Origin of the sequence: Paenibacillus sp. GYB004 (assembly GCF_036577605.1) — a bacterium.
Classification (GTDB): domain Bacteria; phylum Bacillota; class Bacilli; order Paenibacillales; family NBRC-103111; genus Paenibacillus_AB; species Paenibacillus_AB oceani.
The window spans coordinates 59,416-74,321 of sequence record NZ_JARBDB010000017.1; the positions used below are offsets into that span (position 1 = coordinate 59,416).

At 55.6% G+C, this 14,906-nt stretch carries 10 protein-coding genes; 8 read left to right on the plus strand and 2 right to left on the minus strand.

Annotated elements, in window-relative coordinates; all coding sequences use genetic code 11:
• The first annotated feature begins 277 nt into the window (after positions 1–277).
• From PV433_RS09605 to PV433_RS09615, 3 genes are read left to right on the plus strand one after another with little or no spacing between them, the layout of a single operon-like run.
• Positions 278–1,384: a Fe(3+) ABC transporter substrate-binding protein gene (locus PV433_RS09605; RefSeq protein WP_332071930.1), complete on the plus strand. Its 1,107-nt coding sequence runs from the start codon at positions 278–280 to the stop codon at positions 1,382–1,384.
• Between the two features lie 13 nt (positions 1,385–1,397).
• Positions 1,398–3,050 carry an ABC transporter permease gene (locus tag PV433_RS09610; protein WP_332071931.1) on the plus strand — a complete coding sequence of 551 codons (1,653 nt, stop codon included), beginning with the start codon at positions 1,398–1,400 and terminating at the stop codon, positions 3,048–3,050.
• Positions 3,047–3,706, plus strand: a complete 660-nt coding sequence (locus PV433_RS09615; protein WP_332071932.1) for an ABC transporter ATP-binding protein — start codon at positions 3,047–3,049, stop codon at positions 3,704–3,706. The genes PV433_RS09610 and PV433_RS09615 overlap by 4 nt, the downstream gene beginning before the upstream one ends.
• A 438-nt stretch (positions 3,707–4,144) precedes the next feature.
• Here PV433_RS09615 and PV433_RS09620 read toward each other — a convergent pair whose 3' ends face one another.
• Complete coding sequence (locus PV433_RS09620; RefSeq protein WP_332071933.1) at positions 4,145–4,540, minus strand: sulfatase-like hydrolase/transferase; 396 nt, start codon at positions 4,538–4,540, stop codon at positions 4,145–4,147.
• Positions 4,541–4,932: 392 nt separating this feature from the next.
• On the opposite strand from PV433_RS09620, the gene PV433_RS09625 reads away from it, so the two are divergent.
• A complete protein-coding gene (locus PV433_RS09625; protein ID WP_332071934.1) occupies positions 4,933–5,790 on the plus strand; it encodes an amidohydrolase family protein in 858 nt (285 codons plus the stop codon).
• A 185-nt stretch (positions 5,791–5,975) separates the two neighbouring features.
• Here the strand turns inward: PV433_RS09625 and PV433_RS09630 are convergent, their stop codons facing one another.
• A complete protein-coding gene (locus PV433_RS09630) occupies positions 5,976–6,656 on the minus strand; it encodes a stalk domain-containing protein (protein WP_332071935.1) in 681 nt (226 codons plus the stop codon).
• 759 nt (positions 6,657–7,415) lie between these two features.
• Between PV433_RS09630 and PV433_RS09635 the strand changes: the two genes are divergently transcribed.
• The 4 genes from PV433_RS09635 (at position 7,416) to PV433_RS09650 (ending at position 14,794) form a co-directional block, all read left to right on the plus strand.
• Positions 7,416–8,729 carry an ABC transporter substrate-binding protein gene (locus tag PV433_RS09635; RefSeq protein WP_332071936.1) on the plus strand — a complete coding sequence of 438 codons (1,314 nt, stop codon included), beginning with the start codon at positions 7,416–7,418 and terminating at the stop codon, positions 8,727–8,729.
• Between the two features lie 215 nt (positions 8,730–8,944).
• A complete protein-coding gene (locus PV433_RS09640; protein WP_332071937.1) occupies positions 8,945–10,330 on the plus strand; it encodes an extracellular solute-binding protein in 1,386 nt (461 codons plus the stop codon).
• 194 nt (positions 10,331–10,524) lie between these two features.
• Positions 10,525–13,686, plus strand: a complete 3,162-nt coding sequence (locus PV433_RS09645; protein ID WP_332071938.1) for an ATP-binding protein — start codon at positions 10,525–10,527, stop codon at positions 13,684–13,686.
• A complete protein-coding gene (locus PV433_RS09650) occupies positions 13,661–14,794 on the plus strand; it encodes a response regulator (RefSeq protein ID WP_332071939.1) in 1,134 nt (377 codons plus the stop codon). The genes PV433_RS09645 and PV433_RS09650 overlap by 26 nt, the downstream gene beginning before the upstream one ends.
• The last annotated feature ends 112 nt before the right edge of the window (positions 14,795–14,906 follow it).

Genomic DNA, 14,906 nt, shown 5'->3' on the forward strand with positions numbered 1-14,906 from the left:
GATAATGGAAAACGGCTGGAGGGAAGCCATGATACATACAACGCCGACAGGCGAAGGCCGCTCCGATCAAGGAGAAGAAAGCAGCGGCTGTTTAAATGAAAGGGCCGGAAGAAGGTACGAAACTTGCAGGCCGCCATTTTTTTTGGCCCTCCACTGAGAATGAATATTATCATCAACAAACATGATAACTAATTGATTGTTTCTTAATGGAACTTTGCTAGGATCTGCAAAGCGATAAAACCATTTATCCAACAATAGAAGAATAGGGGTAATAGCGATGAGAAACAAACTTACCGGCGGCCTTGCGCTGCTGACGACAATGGCGATGATTGTAATAGCCGGCTGCGGCGGAGCCCAGAGTGGCGGCAGTACGGCCGACCCGAACGCGGGCAAACAGGCGGACAATGCGGCGAATGCAGCCAAAGGCAAGGAGCAGGTCGTCAACGTCTTCACCGCACGGCATTATGATGTGGATAGCACGCTTTATGATGCTTTTACGAAGCAAACCGGCATTAAAGTTAATGAAGTCAAAGGGACGGCGGAGGAGCTTGTCGAACGGCTGAAGCGGGAAGGCGCCAGCACGGAGGCGGATCTGTTCGTCACCGTGGACGGCGGCGTGCTCAACTACGCGAAGCAAAACGGCGTGCTGCAGCCGATCACTTCCGCGGCGATCGACAAAAACGTTCCGAAGCAATTCCGCGACAAGGACAATCAATGGGTCGGAGTCGCTACGCGCGCCCGCGTCATCGTATACGCGAAAGACCGCGTCAAACCGGAGCAGCTGTCAACGTATGAAGATTTGGCCAGCGACAGATGGAAGGGCAAAGTGCTCGTCCGCTCCTCGTCGAGTTTGTACAACCAGTCGCTGCTCGCTTCCTTTATCGAGTTGAACGGCGAGGCGAAGGCGGAGGAATGGGCGAAGGGCATCGTGACGAACCTGGCCCGCAAGCCGGAGGGCGGAGACCGCGACCAGGCGAAGGCGATTGCCGCCAAAGTCGGCGACGTTGCGATCATGAATACGTATTACGTCGGTCAAATGCTGAATTCGAAAGACGCCGAAGAAGTGAAAGTCGCGCAAAACATCGGGGTGTTTTTCCCGAACCAAGGCACGACAGGCACTCATCTGAACATCAGCGGCGTCGGCTTGACCAAACATGCCAAAAACAAAGAAAATGCAATCAAGCTGGTCGAGTTCATTACCGGCAAGGAAGGGCAGACGATGCTGACCAATGGCAGCTTCGAATTCCCGGTAAACGAGACGGCTGACAAGCCGGAGCTGCTGAAATCGTGGGGAACGTTCAAAACCCAACAGATCGACTTCGGCAAGCTCGGCGATCATAACAAAAAAGCTACCGAACTGTTGAACAAGGTAGGCTGGAAGTAGGCTGGAACTTACAATGAAGGTCAACACGTTATGGCGTACTATAAAACGGAACAGCAACGCTTGGGTCTTCCTAAGCGTAGCCGGGGCCCTCGCGGCCCTTCTTCCGTCTCTATATATTCTGATCGGCCTCTTCCGGAAGCCGAATGAAAACTGGCAGCATATCCAGGATTACTTGCTGCTCGATTACGCGCTCGAGTCGTTATGGCTCGTGCTCGGAACGGTCTTCTTCACCGTGCTGATCGGCGTTACGCTCGCTTGGCTCGTCGCTGCATACGATTTCCCGCTCAGGCGCTTTTTTGCCTGGGCTTTCGTGCTGCCTTTGGCGATCCCGCCTTATATCGCCGCTTATACGTACGGGGATATGCTCAGTTATACCGGGAGCGTTCAGATCTTTTTCCGCAACGTGGTCGGTTGGACGCCGGATCAGAAATATTTCGACATCATGTCCATGAAGGGCGCCGTCTTCATTTTTACTTTGTTTTTATTTCCGTACGTATACTTGATTACGAAGACGTTTCTGGAGAAGCAAAGCGCCGCTTTTATCGAAAATGCGAGACTGCTCGGCAAAAATCCGGTTCATATTTTTTTCCGGATCGTCCTTCCCCTGTCGCAAGGGGCGATCGTCGGGGGAGCGAGCCTGGTTGCCTTTGAAGTGTTAAACGACTACGGGGTTACGAAGCATTTCGGGATTCAGTCGTTTACGACCGCGATATTCAAGACGTGGTTCGGCATGTCCGACGTCGACTCGGCGCTGCGGCTCGCGGCACTGCTCATGTGCTTCATCGTCGGCGTATTCCTGATCGAGCGGCTGCTGCGCAGGCGCAGGAGGTACAACTCCTCTACCAGTAAAATGAGGCCGCTTGCGAGAAGAAGACTTCGAGGGGTTCCGGCCGTTGCGGCATTTTTGTTCGGCGCGGTGATCGTATCGTTTTCCTTCATCATCCCGGTCGTACAGCTGATCGTGTGGGCGACCTGGACGTACCGGGACGTGCTGAACGCCAAATTCGCCGGACTGTTATGGAACACCCTGTTCATCTCCGTCGTATCGATCGTGCTGCTTATGCTGGTCGCCGTCATTGTCGCGAACGTCTGCCGGTTGCACCGGACCGGGTATACGCTGGCGCTGTCCAAACTGATTTCCATGGGGTATTCGATCCCCGGGGCCGTGCTCTCCATCGGGGTGCTGGCCGTATTCATTTCGCTCGACAACAAGCTCAGCGGCCTGTATGCCGGTCTCGGCTGGGGGGACGGCAAGCTCGTGCTCAGCATGTCGCTGGCGATGCTCGTCTTTGCTTATATCATCCGATTTTTGGCGGTCGGGTTTAATTCGGTAGAGGCCGGGTTCGAGAAAATTGGCAACCGGTATTCGGAGGCGTCGCGCCTGCTCGGCATGGGGATGACCCGGACGTTTTTCAAGGTCGATCTGCCGATGATCAAGGGCGCCGTTTTTACCGGATGTATTCTGACGTTTATGGAAATTGTCAAGGAACTGCCGCTGACGCTGCTGCTGCGGCCGTTTAACTTCGATACGCTGGCGACGAAAGCTTATCAGTACGCAAGCGACGAGCAGATCCATCAAGCTTCGGCGCCTTCGCTGCTCATTGTCGCCGTCGGCATGCTGTCCGTCTTTTTCTATCACTGGTTAGGAGAGAAGCGATCCCCATGACCTTTTTTGAGATATCCAACCTTACTTTTCAATACGACAAAGGAAACGAACACGTGCTGAGCGGGTTCTCGATGCAGCTGGAGCAAGGCGAGGTCGTAGGCGTGCTCGGACAGAGCGGCTGCGGGAAAAGTACGCTGCTGCGGTTAATAGCCGGGCTGGAGGCGCCGCGTTCGGGCCGGATCTCGATAGGCGGGACGACGATGGTCGATTCGAACGTATTCGTCAGTCCCGAGTCGCGCGGCGTCGGGATGGTCTTTCAGGATTATGCGTTATTCCCGCATCTGACCGTCGAGAACAACATCCTGTTCGGTCTGCACCGGCTGGCGAAAAAAGAGCGGGCGGCCAGACTGGACGAGATGCTCGGCCTCGTGCAGCTGCGAGAATATGCCAAGCGTTACCCCCACGAGCTTAGCGGAGGACAGCAGCAGCGCGTCGCATTCGCGCGGGCGCTCGCGCCGAGGCCGTCCATCCTGCTGATGGATGAACCGTTCAGCAATCTCGACGCCGATCTGAAAGGCAAAATCCGCGACGAATTGAAGCAGCTGCTGCGAGCGGCCAACATCACCTCGATTCTCGTCACCCACGACAAAGAAGACGCGGATGCGATCTGCGACCGGATCGTCCTGCTGGAGCGCAGAGCTGCTGTGACCGTGTAAACGGAGCGCATCCGGTCTGTTCGTTCCGTGCGGCAGGGGGAGGGGAGCAGGCTTGGGGCAGGCTGGGAGCCGGTCGCAAGCGGGAGCTATACGATCAACGAATCAAAAACAACCCTCCTGCTGTCATAACAGCGGTGAAAGAAAGGTATGGAAGTTTGACTTCCGCTATTTATCACCGGAAGACGGATTGGACCGCATAGCGGAACAAATAGTTCCGTTATTTCGGCAGGATCGGGGAGAAAGGGCCCGAAAACGGAAAATAGCGGAAAGAAATCTTCCGCTATTCGTGGCTAGAGCGACAATTTGCCGGAATAACGGAAACGATTCTTCCGCTCCCCGGCTACCGCGCCGAAGGCTGCCACCGCTCCTGCCGTTCGCGGTACTTCGGCGACACGTGGGGCGGCTTGCCGGCCTGGCAGACGAGCCGGCCGTCCTCCGTCATCCCGGCGTCGCGACGCGGTCGGACTCGTCCAGCACAGTCCGGTGAAACCCGTTCAGCGCGCGCAGCGGGTGGAAATTCATTTTGCCGACCCCTTGCGTATGGTAACCCGCCTTAGCCAGTTCGCCCGGCATCGTATGCTCGAAGCCGAGACCCATGCGTCCTTGACCCCGCCCGGAGCCGAGAATCCCCGTATTCCAAGGGTCCATGCCGGTGAGCAGCGAAGCGCGGATAGGGATACACGAAGGCGTACAGGAGTAAGCGTTTGTAAAAAGGGTTCCCTCGGAGGCCAGCCAGTCCAGATTCGGCGTTTCGACGACGCGGTTGCCGTAGCAGCCCAGCGCATCCCGGCAGTGCTGGTCGGTCATAACGAGTAAAATGTTCGGCTTTTTCAAGCGGCGAATCTCCTTCCCGGTTCCGGTTGCCGTTATTGCTTGGCTTGGGAGATATGGATTGCTTTCATCTTCCGCTTCGCGCAAAGCCGGATTCAAATCTGTTGTGCCTGCGCCGCGGATTTTTTCCAGAACGGGGCTTCTTTCAGCGCCGTCATTCTGGCGGTGTCACGAGCGGATATACGCTGTACTTCATTCGATAGTACGGTGGCGATACCCCGCATCGCGGCTCTTTATTTTTGCTGGCGGCGTCCGAACTTCCCGAACTTCCGGGGGCGGAATTGTGCAGTTTTGAAATCGTTTACAGCCCTCCGGGTATCGGGTATGATGGAGCTGACGGCCAACCGGAAAATGAAACCAGCCGGCCATGAACCGGCAAAGGGAGAGCGATCGGCATGATCATCGATTCGCATAATCATCCGAACTATTTGAACATGACTTGCGAGAAAATTGTGGAGAACATGAAGCAATGCGGCATCGACAGGACGTGGCTGCTGACGCTCGAGACGCCGGAGTACGAATATGCTCCAGCCTATCACCGGCTCACATGGGGCGACGAATCGGGCCCGATTCCGTTCAAAAACTGCCTCGCTTGCGTGGAAAAGGAGCCGGATAAGTTCGTGCTCGGCTACGCCCCCGATCCGCGCAAGCCGTATGCGCTGGACAAGCTTCACGCCGCGATCGAATCGTACGGCGTCCGCGTATACGGGGAAATTATGCTGCGCATGATGTATGACAATCCCGATGCGGTGAGCGTCTTCAAGTATTGCGGCAAACGGGGGCTTCCTGTCATCGTGGAAGTGAACTACGGCATCGGGGAGGGCGGCCCGTATGCAGCGAAAGGGTACTGGTACGGGGGCGGCATCGACGCTTTCGAGCGGGCTGTGGCCCAGTGTCCGGATACCGCCTTTCTCGGGCACGGTCCCGGATTCTGGGCGCATATCTCGAACGACGAGCTGTACAAGGAGCACAGCTACCCGTCGGGCCCGGTCATCCCAGGGGGTAAAGTATACGAGATGATGCGGAAGCACGACAATTTGTACTGCGATCTGTCGGCCGGCTCCGGGCTGAACGCGCTGAAGCGGGATTCCGACTATACGCGGGAATTTCTGATCGAATTCCAGGACCGCGTCTTATACGGACGCGACGACTGGGACAATAACTTGCAGCAGTTTCTGAATACGCTCGGTTTGCCGCAAGACGTGCTGGACAAGGTTTACGCGGGCAATTCCTTGAAGCTTGTGCCTGTATGACTGCATCTATGGAATGAAGACCGGGTTCCGCTTAACGGTGCCGGCTGATCTGACCGATACCCCGTAACTAGGGTTGGACTCCGTCGAACTGATTCGCTGTACTCTAAAAAAAGCGCCCTCCCCTTGGCTAAAAAGGCCGTCCGGGAGGGCGTTGATTATTATGATGCCGGCGATAGGAAACCGAATTATTTATAGTAGGATGTGCTGAGCGGAATAACAAATCCGCCGCCCTTGGAATGAACCTCGACGTAAATCTCAGAGATCCCTCCGATATCCGCTTCTATCGTTGCCATCCCGTCCTGGGCAAGGACCTTTGTCTCTTTGAGCAGCTTGAGCGAGCCGCTCTCATAGATGCTGACCTCGGCGTCCTGATCCAAGGCTGCGACCTGCAGATACAGCTTCTGATATTTTTTATCAGGGACCAGCATGAAGGAACCGGCACCATCCTCCGTATCGGTTTTCGCTTTGTTGTACAGCACTTCCTTATAGTCTTTGTCCTTGTACGTAGTCCGGCTCGGATCGCTGGTCAAATAATTGCCCGCATCATATTCCTCCCCCGCGATGGAAACTCCTTCGACCTTCTCGCCGAGCAGCACGGTGGCGGTAGCGGCATCGTAGTCGACAGCCACTTTCAAAGCGCCTGCGACAGCGCGGACCGGCAAGTAGGTATTGCCTTCATAGGTGATCGGCAATACGGCATTGCCTTGCTCATCTTTCAATTGGGCTTGTACGCCGTTGACTTTTACTTTCAGATCATGGTTCAAGTACGCCTTAATTTCCTCCAGATTGGCACCGGCGTAGACGCCTGCGCTCGCTCCGACGAGCAGCGATGCTCCGACAATCGAGGCAATCCAAATTTTTTTCATTACGGTTACTCCTCTCCTTGTAAAAGATAGTTGGGAAATTCCTTAAATTCCTTAAACCATACGTCCTGTTCTTTAAAAAGTTTCACTTTTTGTCCCCATTCAAGAAGGGGGAGGTTCGCAAGTAAGAATGGGAGGGTGTTTTCGGTTTCGAAAATCAATTTTCCGCGAACATAAACCTGAATGGAAATCATAAGTAAATCACAAACGTACAAATTGAACGATTTGTAAAAATAATGGCGGAGATGAATAAATCAGCATTGACTTCATAACGGAATGAACCTATAATCACGATATAAAGTAAATCAATAGAGAATCACAAAAGATCTTTGTCCTCAAACTTACCTCTTAGACCTCTCATGACGACACCCGGCAATCATGCTTCAAGTTCCATTTCATTTCATCAGTTCCCCAAACCGGTCCAAAAGAAGAGTACGAAATCAGCGAGAATAGTTGCTGGTGTTCTTTGTCGAGCCGGAATGGAAGCGGATTCATCAATCGCCTAATTAGAAAGCGCTTCCACGAATGAAATTTTCATCTGTGGACATGGAACCGAAGAAATCACGAAGCGGTTATACGATTCTCACTTCTACCGGAGAATCAGCGCTGCTGATGCTTGCACGATCGGGCCTGGTCCAAGAACGATCGGCTGGCGAGAGAGAAAAGTTACTGTTTGCACCAGTTCATTCATGGTGGAAATAGCTTCATCCGAAGCTTTTCTAATACAACATATCAGGGGTTAATAAGAAGGAGGAGTTCGAAATGAAAAGAAAGTCGACCTTATGGCTGTCCATGATGAGCGCCGTCATGCTGATGTCCGCCTGCAGCGGCGAGAAGGCCGCTCAGCCGAGCGGCGGGAAAGATCCGGGCACCGAGACGCCGCCCGCAGCCGCGTCCAAGGTGAGTACTGATCCGGTAACGCTAAAGTTCGCCATCAACTTTTCCTGGCTGGGCGAAGATGAGCGGAAAATGTACATTGTGGACCCGGTTAAAAAGAAATATCCGCACATTACGATCGAATTCATCAACCTGACGGAGATGGCGCTCGATAAAGTCATCGCCAGCGGCACCGTACCGGATATCGTTCAATCGGCCAACCCGATTATGTATACGTTCTCGGACCTCGGTCTTGAGGATAATATCGAGCCGCTTATTAAAACGCACAGGTTCGACACGTCCAAAATCAGCAAGGTCGGACTGGACGCCGTCAAAATCTCCAGCGGCAAAGACTATTTGACCGGCTTGCCTTGGACGATCGCCTTTAACGCGACCTATTACAATAAAGACATTTTCGATAAGTTCGGCGTGGCCTACCCGAAAGACGGCATGACGTGGGAAGAGATGAGAGAACTCGCGAGAAAAGTGACGAGAAAAGAAGGCGAGATCCAGTTCCGCGGGCTGGAGCCCGATGTGCCGAGCCGGATGGCTTCTGTTCTCTCGGCAGGATTCGTCGATCCGAAGACGAGAAAGGCGACGCTCGATACGGAAGGCTGGAAGCGGACGTTCGAGTATATGAAGTCGGTCTACGAAATTCCGGGCAATGAGAAATACGCTTGGGTGCCGAGCGCCTTCGACCAGTTTATCAAAAGCCGGACGCTGGCCATGTACCCGGGCTTGAACCATTTCCCGAACTTTAAAGGCGTCGAAAATATGAACTGGGATATCGTCCAGTACCCGCAATTCAAAGACAAGCCGAACACCGGCATGCAGGTGGACGAGTGGATTCTGCACATCACGAAGCAAAGCAAGTACAAGGATCAGGCGTTCCAGGTGCTCGCCTCGATTCTGTCCGAGGACGTGCAGATGGACATGTCGCGCAACGGCCGTTTCCCGATCCTGCAAAACAAGGCGATCCAAGACGAGTTCGGCAAAAACATTCCGTACCTGCAGGGCAAAAACTTGAAGGCGATCTTCCTGACGCAGCCGGCCGCACCGGTGCCGCCGAGCAAGGACGGAGCGGCAGGGCAGGCGATCTCGCAGGAAGCATTCAAGAAAGTGATGAACGGAACCGATATTAACTCGGCTTTGCGTGAAGCGGACGAAGCGCTCAACAAAAAAATAGCGGAATCCAACTAATGCCGGTTGCTGCTGTCGCCTGATTACGGAATCTGCCATCAAAAAAGCTTGCCGGTAGGAACGCAAACGTACCGCGGAATGGAGTAAAATCGGAAGCAGTTCCTCCCGGGCCGGATCGCCTGTCATGTTGTCCAGAAATGTTACGCATGATATGATTTGGAGAAATATCCGTTCCTGTCCAGCATCCGGTTTTGAACTTTCTGGAGGTCAAAAGCATGGAAAGCCGTTCCAGCCGCAAAATGTTCCGCTCCCGATTGGATGACCTCGTCAACACGATTCGCGACGAGATTACTTCCGGGCAACGAGTGCCCGGCGAGTTTCTTCCGTCCGAGAGGGAGTTTTCCAAGCAATACAATCTCAGCAATCTGACCGTCCGCAAAGGACTGGAACAGCTTGTTGCCGAAGGGCTGATCGATAAAATTCCGAGAGTCGGCAATAAGGTGACCGGTCCTTCGGCCCGCGAAAGCGGGCCTGCCCTAATCCGGATCGGCTATAACACCTCGATTCCCCGCGAAGCCGGGATCGGTTCGCTGCTGGAGCAGTTCCACGAGTTGCACCCGGACATCCGCGTCGAGGCGATTCCGATTACGAACGAGCACCCGGATGTGATCAAGCAATTTATGGATAACGGCATCCTCGACGTCATCACGCTGAATTACAATCACTACCGCTACTTTCTGGAGAAGGGGTGGGCGAACATCTGGGAGCCGGTGCAATCGGACCCGGACATTTACCCGTTCCTGACGGAAGCGTATACGTCGGGCGGCGAGCAGCATGTCATGCCCTTTATTTTCTCGCCGGTTATTCTTTGCTACAACCGGGAGCATTTTCTGGAAAAAAGCGTGCATGAGCCGGACGGGGGCTGGAGGTGGGAGCGCTTGTTCGACAACGCTTCCAAGCTGGCGATACCGGGCGAGAGACTCGGGTTTTACTACCACTTTCTGTCCGCCAACCGCTGGTCGGTGTTTCTGCTGCAGCGCGGCCGGTCGTTCGAGCGGGATGACGGCGGCGAGCTGAAGCTGTACGGCACTCCGATGATGGAGGCGTTTCGCTTTTGCCGCGAAGTGCAGGAGCATTTCCCGATCTTGTCGGAGAACATCGCCAACGGCGATTCGGAGCAGCTGTTCATGCAAGGCAAAGTATCGGTCATGATGACGAGTTATTTCCACCTTAATTTTCTGAAGGACAGCCCAATTCCGTTCGATATCGCCCCCGTGCCTCACTTCGGGGACCCGGCTACGCTGCTGATGAGTATCGGCCTCGCCGTCAACCGGAAATCGCCGAACAAGGAAGCGGCTATGACGCTGCTTCGCTACCTGACCTCTTACACCGCACAGTTGGAGATCCGCCGGCATACATACAGCTTGCCGGCCCTGAAGCCCGCAGCGGAATGGGTCGGGGAGGAGGCCGGCTACCGGCCGTCCCGGTTTTCGCTGTTCCGGGAAATCGTGCCATCGTACCGGTTCTTTACGGAGATGAACATCGGAGAGATCGAGATGCGGATGATCGAGAAGGAAGTGCGCCTGTATTGGGCCGGGCTGGAAAGCGAAGAGACGTTTTGCGCCCGGCTCGAGCGGCTGCTGTCCGCGATCGCGCCGTAAAACGGACCGGCGCACGAATGAAGATGGGATGACGGGTCCGGCTTTGAGCACACTCAACCTATATCGACGATCTGGAAACCGGAGGCCCCGCCTCCGGTTTTTCTGCGATTGCGCCGCCAGGCAGGAAGGAATACAGCCGGTCCCTCTCGAAAAAAAGAGGGATGAACAGCCAGCAAGCAAGCAAGGAGACTTCGATGAAGAAGCAATGGATTCTAGTTATCGCGGGGATTGCCCTGGTATTGGCTCTGCCAATTTACAGCCTGATCCAGTTTGCCGTCTCGGTCGACCGGAACCCGAGCTCCGTGCAGGGATGGCTCGATCTGCGCGAGTGGAATTTCCGCAAGGACGGGGAAGTCCGGCTGACCGGCGAGTGGGAATTTTACCGGAACCAGCTGTTGACGCCGGACGATTTCGCAGCTGCGGCAGGGACTGGCGGGCAGAAGCCGGAACTGACCGGTATCATGCACGTTCCCGGCAAGTGGGACGATTACATCGCCGAAGACGGGCAGCCTTCCTCGGCCGGCTATGCGACCTACCGTTTACGGATTATGCTGGGGGAAGGCGAGGATGCGATCTACGGAATCCGGACTACCAATATTCGTTCCGCCAACCGCGTGTTTATGAACGACAAGGAAGCGGGCGCCAGCGGAGATCCCGGCATATCGGCCGGGCAGGGCAAGTCGGGCAACGTCCCGTACGTGGCCTTCGCTTCGATCCCGGGCGGTCAGGTCGAGATTATTGTCCAGGTGGCGAACTATATCTATTCGCCGGGCGGTTTTTTTTATCCGATGTTATTCGGCGACCAGAAGTCGATTATGGACAGCCGGGAAGAAGCGTTGTTCGGGGATTGGGTCACTGCCGCCGGCTTTCTGATTCCCTGCATCTATTTCCTGGTCCTGCACCGTCTGCGGCGCAAGGAAACGGCGCTGCTTTATTTGGGACTGTTCTGCTGCGCCGCTCTCGTGTACGTGCTGACTCACGGGGAGAAGCTGATGGCGGGACTGATCCCGGGAATGAACTACGAGACGTTCACCCGAATCCAGACGATTTCCTCTGTGTACGTGTATTATTTTCTGCTCCGGTACGTTATGGTCATCGTTCCGTTGTCCTATTCCGGAATCGCTCTTGTGTTATCGCGGATCATGGCTGCAGGCACGATTATCATTGCCGTAGGTTTTCCGGTCATTTGGATTTCCAAGTTCGTTCCGTTTCTGGCGATCTCGGTCGTCACGATCGGCTACGTGGTTGCCGCCATGTGGAAAGGAATGCGAAGCCGTTCGGAGGATTCGCTCCTTATGCTGTTAAGCATGCTCAGCATCGTCGTCATAATTGTCGTTTATCTGGTGGACCTGTTGGTCGTGTTCGAGGATCAGATTCTGATTCCGTTCGAGATGCTTTTGTTCGTCACGACACAGGCGCTGCTGCTTGCGAAGCGGTTTGCGAATTCCTTCGTGCAGGTAGAGCAGCTGTCGCAGAGACTGCTTACGCTGGACGGGCTGAAGGATGAGTTTATGGCGAACACATCCCACGAGCTGCGCACGCCGCTGCACGGAATGATCAATATTTCCCAGTCGCTGCTGGAGGGTGCGGCAGGCAAGCTGAACGAGAAGATGTCCTCCGATCTGGCTCTGGTCGTCTCGACCGGGAAACGATTGTCGCTGCTGGTTAATGATATTCTCGATTTCGCCAAACTGCGGAACGGGCAAATTACGCTCCGCCGTCAATACGTCGATCTCAAGGCGGTATCGCAATCGGTACTGGAAGTAGTCGGACATCTCGCCACCCCGAAAAAAATCCGCTTCGTTCAGCAATGGCCGGAGGAGCTGCCTGGTCTGCATACGGATGAGGACCGGCTCCGCCAGATTTTGTACAACTTGTTCGGCAATGCCGTCAAGTTTACGCGGCAGGGCGAGATCCGGATCAGCGCCGAAGCGGAAGACGGTCACGTGCGTATTTCCGTTGCCGATACGGGCGTCGGGATCGAGCCGGAGCGGATGGCCGATATTTTCAAAGCGTTCGACCAGACCGATCCCGTGGAAAGCGATACGGCCAGCCGGGGAACCGGACTTGGGCTGAGCATCTCCAAGAAGCTGGTGGAGCTGGGCGGAGGACGAATCTGGGCCGAATCGGAGCCGGGACGCGGCTCGGTCTTTCACTTTACGCTTCCGGCTGCATCGGACGGACCTCCGGTGACGCCCGAATCCAGAAAGCCGGTTCCCGGCGGGGCGAGCCCTGCCGAAGTTTTCAGGCAAACGGCCGCTTCGGCGGCGGAGCGGGGGACTCGCCAGGAAGGGCGGGAGACTGTCTCCACCGTGCTGCTCGTAGATGACGATCCGGTCAATCTGCAAGTGCTGATCAATCTGCTCGCCCTAGAAAACTACGAAGTCATCGCCGTCGATAACGGACGGGAAGCGCTGGACATCGTCACCTCGGGCCGGCCGGTCGATCTCGTTCTGGCCGATTGGATGATGCCGGAGATGTCGGGACTCGAGCTGAGCCGCGCGATCCGCAGCCGGTATTCGCTATCTGAGCTTCCGGTGCTGATGCTGACGGCTAGAAGCTTGCCTGAGGATATCCGGGTCGGCTTTCAGGCGGGGGTGAACGATTTTCTCAGCAAGCCGGTCGACGCCGACGAATTGCGCGCCCGCGTACATACGCTGCTTGCAATGCGAAATTCGGTACGCTCGGCGGTATTGTCGGAGCTTGCTTTTTTGCAGGCGCAAATCAAGCCGCACTTTTTGTACAACGCTTTGAATACGATTATCGCCTTCTGTCCGTCCGATCCGGAGCTGGCGACGAGACTGCTCGTCGAGCTGAGCAACTATTTGCGGGCCAGCTTCGATTTCCGCAACAGGGAGCAACTGACTCCGCTTCATAAAGAGGTCGCGCTGATTCAGTCGTACGTTTCGTTGGAGAAGGCAAGGTTCGATAAACGGCTGAAGGTCGAATACGAGATCGACAACGATTCGCTCGCCATGATCCCTCCGCTTACGATCCAGCCGATCGTCGAAAATGCGATCCGGCACGGCGTCATGCAGAAAGCGTCCGGGGGGACGGTGCTCGTCAAGGTGAAGGACACCGGATCTGCAATCAGCGTAACGGTTGAGGACGACGGGGTAGGCATGACGGAGGAACGGCTCGCTTCCGTATTGGCAGGCGAGCTTTCCGAAGGAGGTGTCGGCATCCGCAACATCCACGGAAGGCTGCTGACGCTGTACGGACAGGGACTGCGGATCGAGACCGAGTGGAAGCGCGGGACACGGGTAAGCTTTGAGGTGCCCAAAAGTTTGCCGGCCTCCTGGCGCAAACGGAACAGGTGGGAGAGTGCAGATGAAAGCCATTTTGATCGACGATGAAAAGCCGGCGCTTATGCAGTTGGAGCGGATGATTCAGACGGACGGCCGGGTCAACGTCACGGGGACCTATATGAACCCCCGCGATGGCTTCGCTCACCTCGCCAAAGACAAAACCGACATCGTCTTTCTCGATATCGGGATGCCGGAGATGAACGGACTTCAGGCGGGGGAATACATCCAGCAGATCGATCCCGACATCCGGATCGTATACGTGACGGCGTATGCGGATTATGCGCTGGATGCTTTCGAGCTGAACGCGCTCGATTACGTATTGAAGCCGGTCGATCCGCTTCGCTTCGCCAAGACGATCGCCCGGATCGAAGAAGACGTCGGACGCCGGAGCCTGCGTCCGGCAGCAGTCGTGCAGGAGCCGGCGGTGCTTTGCTTGAAGCGGCTTACGCTGCAGGATGCCGCCGGTGCCGGCGACAGGCTGAAGTGGAGGACGCAAAAAGCGCAGGAGCTGCTCGCGTATCTTATCCATATGCGGGGGCAATGGGTGACGAAGGATGCGATTATGGATCAGCTGTGGCCGGAGTATAAGCAGGACAAGGCGATTACGCACCTGCACACGTCAGTATACCAGATCCGGAGGATGCTGAAGGAATGGGGAGCGGTCTCGGCGGGAGTGGAATATTCCCAGGACAGCTACCGCATTATCCTGGACGGGATTGCGACGGACGTAGAGCAATTCGAACAGGGGGAGGCGGACGAACCGGTGACGACGGAGAGCGGCTGGCAGCGCAATGACCGGCTGTTGGCCCTCTATCGCGGCGATTATCTCGAGGAGCACGATTACGATTGGGCGAAAGCGGCTAGAGGAGAGCTTTCCCGCCGCTTCGTCCAGCTCAGTCTGCATACGGCCGCTTACGAGCTCGCTACCGGCAGGGAGCGGCTGGCGATCCGCCGGCTCGGGGCGGTCCAGGAGAAAGAGCCTTATTCAGAGGAATGCTGTCTGCTGCTCATGAAGGCGTATGCGTCCTTGAAAGATTACGGTTCGCTTACTAGCCAGTACGAATCGTTTGTACGGGTGCTTCACACGGACCTCGGCATCGAACCGGACCGTGAGACTGCGGAGGCATACAGACGATTTGTCCAGGAATTGGCTTGATAAACCCGAAAAACGCAAGACGGCATGCGCCGTAACTCCCGGACCTGAGGAGGACGGTGCGTGCCGTCTTGCGCTGTATTGTTGACTCTATCGCTGGACTCTTACGCCAGGC

Bases quoted from the DNA above. Each gene is read 5' to 3' on its own strand.
- PV433_RS09650 (WP_332071939.1), top strand. From the start codon at position 13,661: ATGAAAGCCATTTTGATCGACGATGAAAAGCCGGCGCTTATGCAGTTG.
- PV433_RS09635 (WP_332071936.1), top strand. From the start codon at position 7,416: ATGAAAAGAAAGTCGACCTTATGGCTGTCCATGATGAGCGCCGTCATG.
- PV433_RS09610 (WP_332071931.1), top strand. From the start codon at position 1,398: ATGAAGGTCAACACGTTATGGCGTACTATAAAACGGAACAGCAACGCT.
- PV433_RS09605 (WP_332071930.1), top strand. From the start codon at position 278: ATGAGAAACAAACTTACCGGCGGCCTTGCGCTGCTGACGACAATGGCG.
- PV433_RS09645 (WP_332071938.1), top strand. From the start codon at position 10,525: ATGAAGAAGCAATGGATTCTAGTTATCGCGGGGATTGCCCTGGTATTG.
- PV433_RS09630 (WP_332071935.1), bottom strand. From the start codon at position 6,656: ATGAAAAAAATTTGGATTGCCTCGATTGTCGGAGCATCGCTGCTCGTC.
- PV433_RS09640 (WP_332071937.1), top strand. From the start codon at position 8,945: ATGGAAAGCCGTTCCAGCCGCAAAATGTTCCGCTCCCGATTGGATGAC.
- PV433_RS09625 (WP_332071934.1), top strand. From the start codon at position 4,933: ATGATCATCGATTCGCATAATCATCCGAACTATTTGAACATGACTTGC.
- PV433_RS09615 (WP_332071932.1), top strand. From the start codon at position 3,047: ATGACCTTTTTTGAGATATCCAACCTTACTTTTCAATACGACAAAGGA.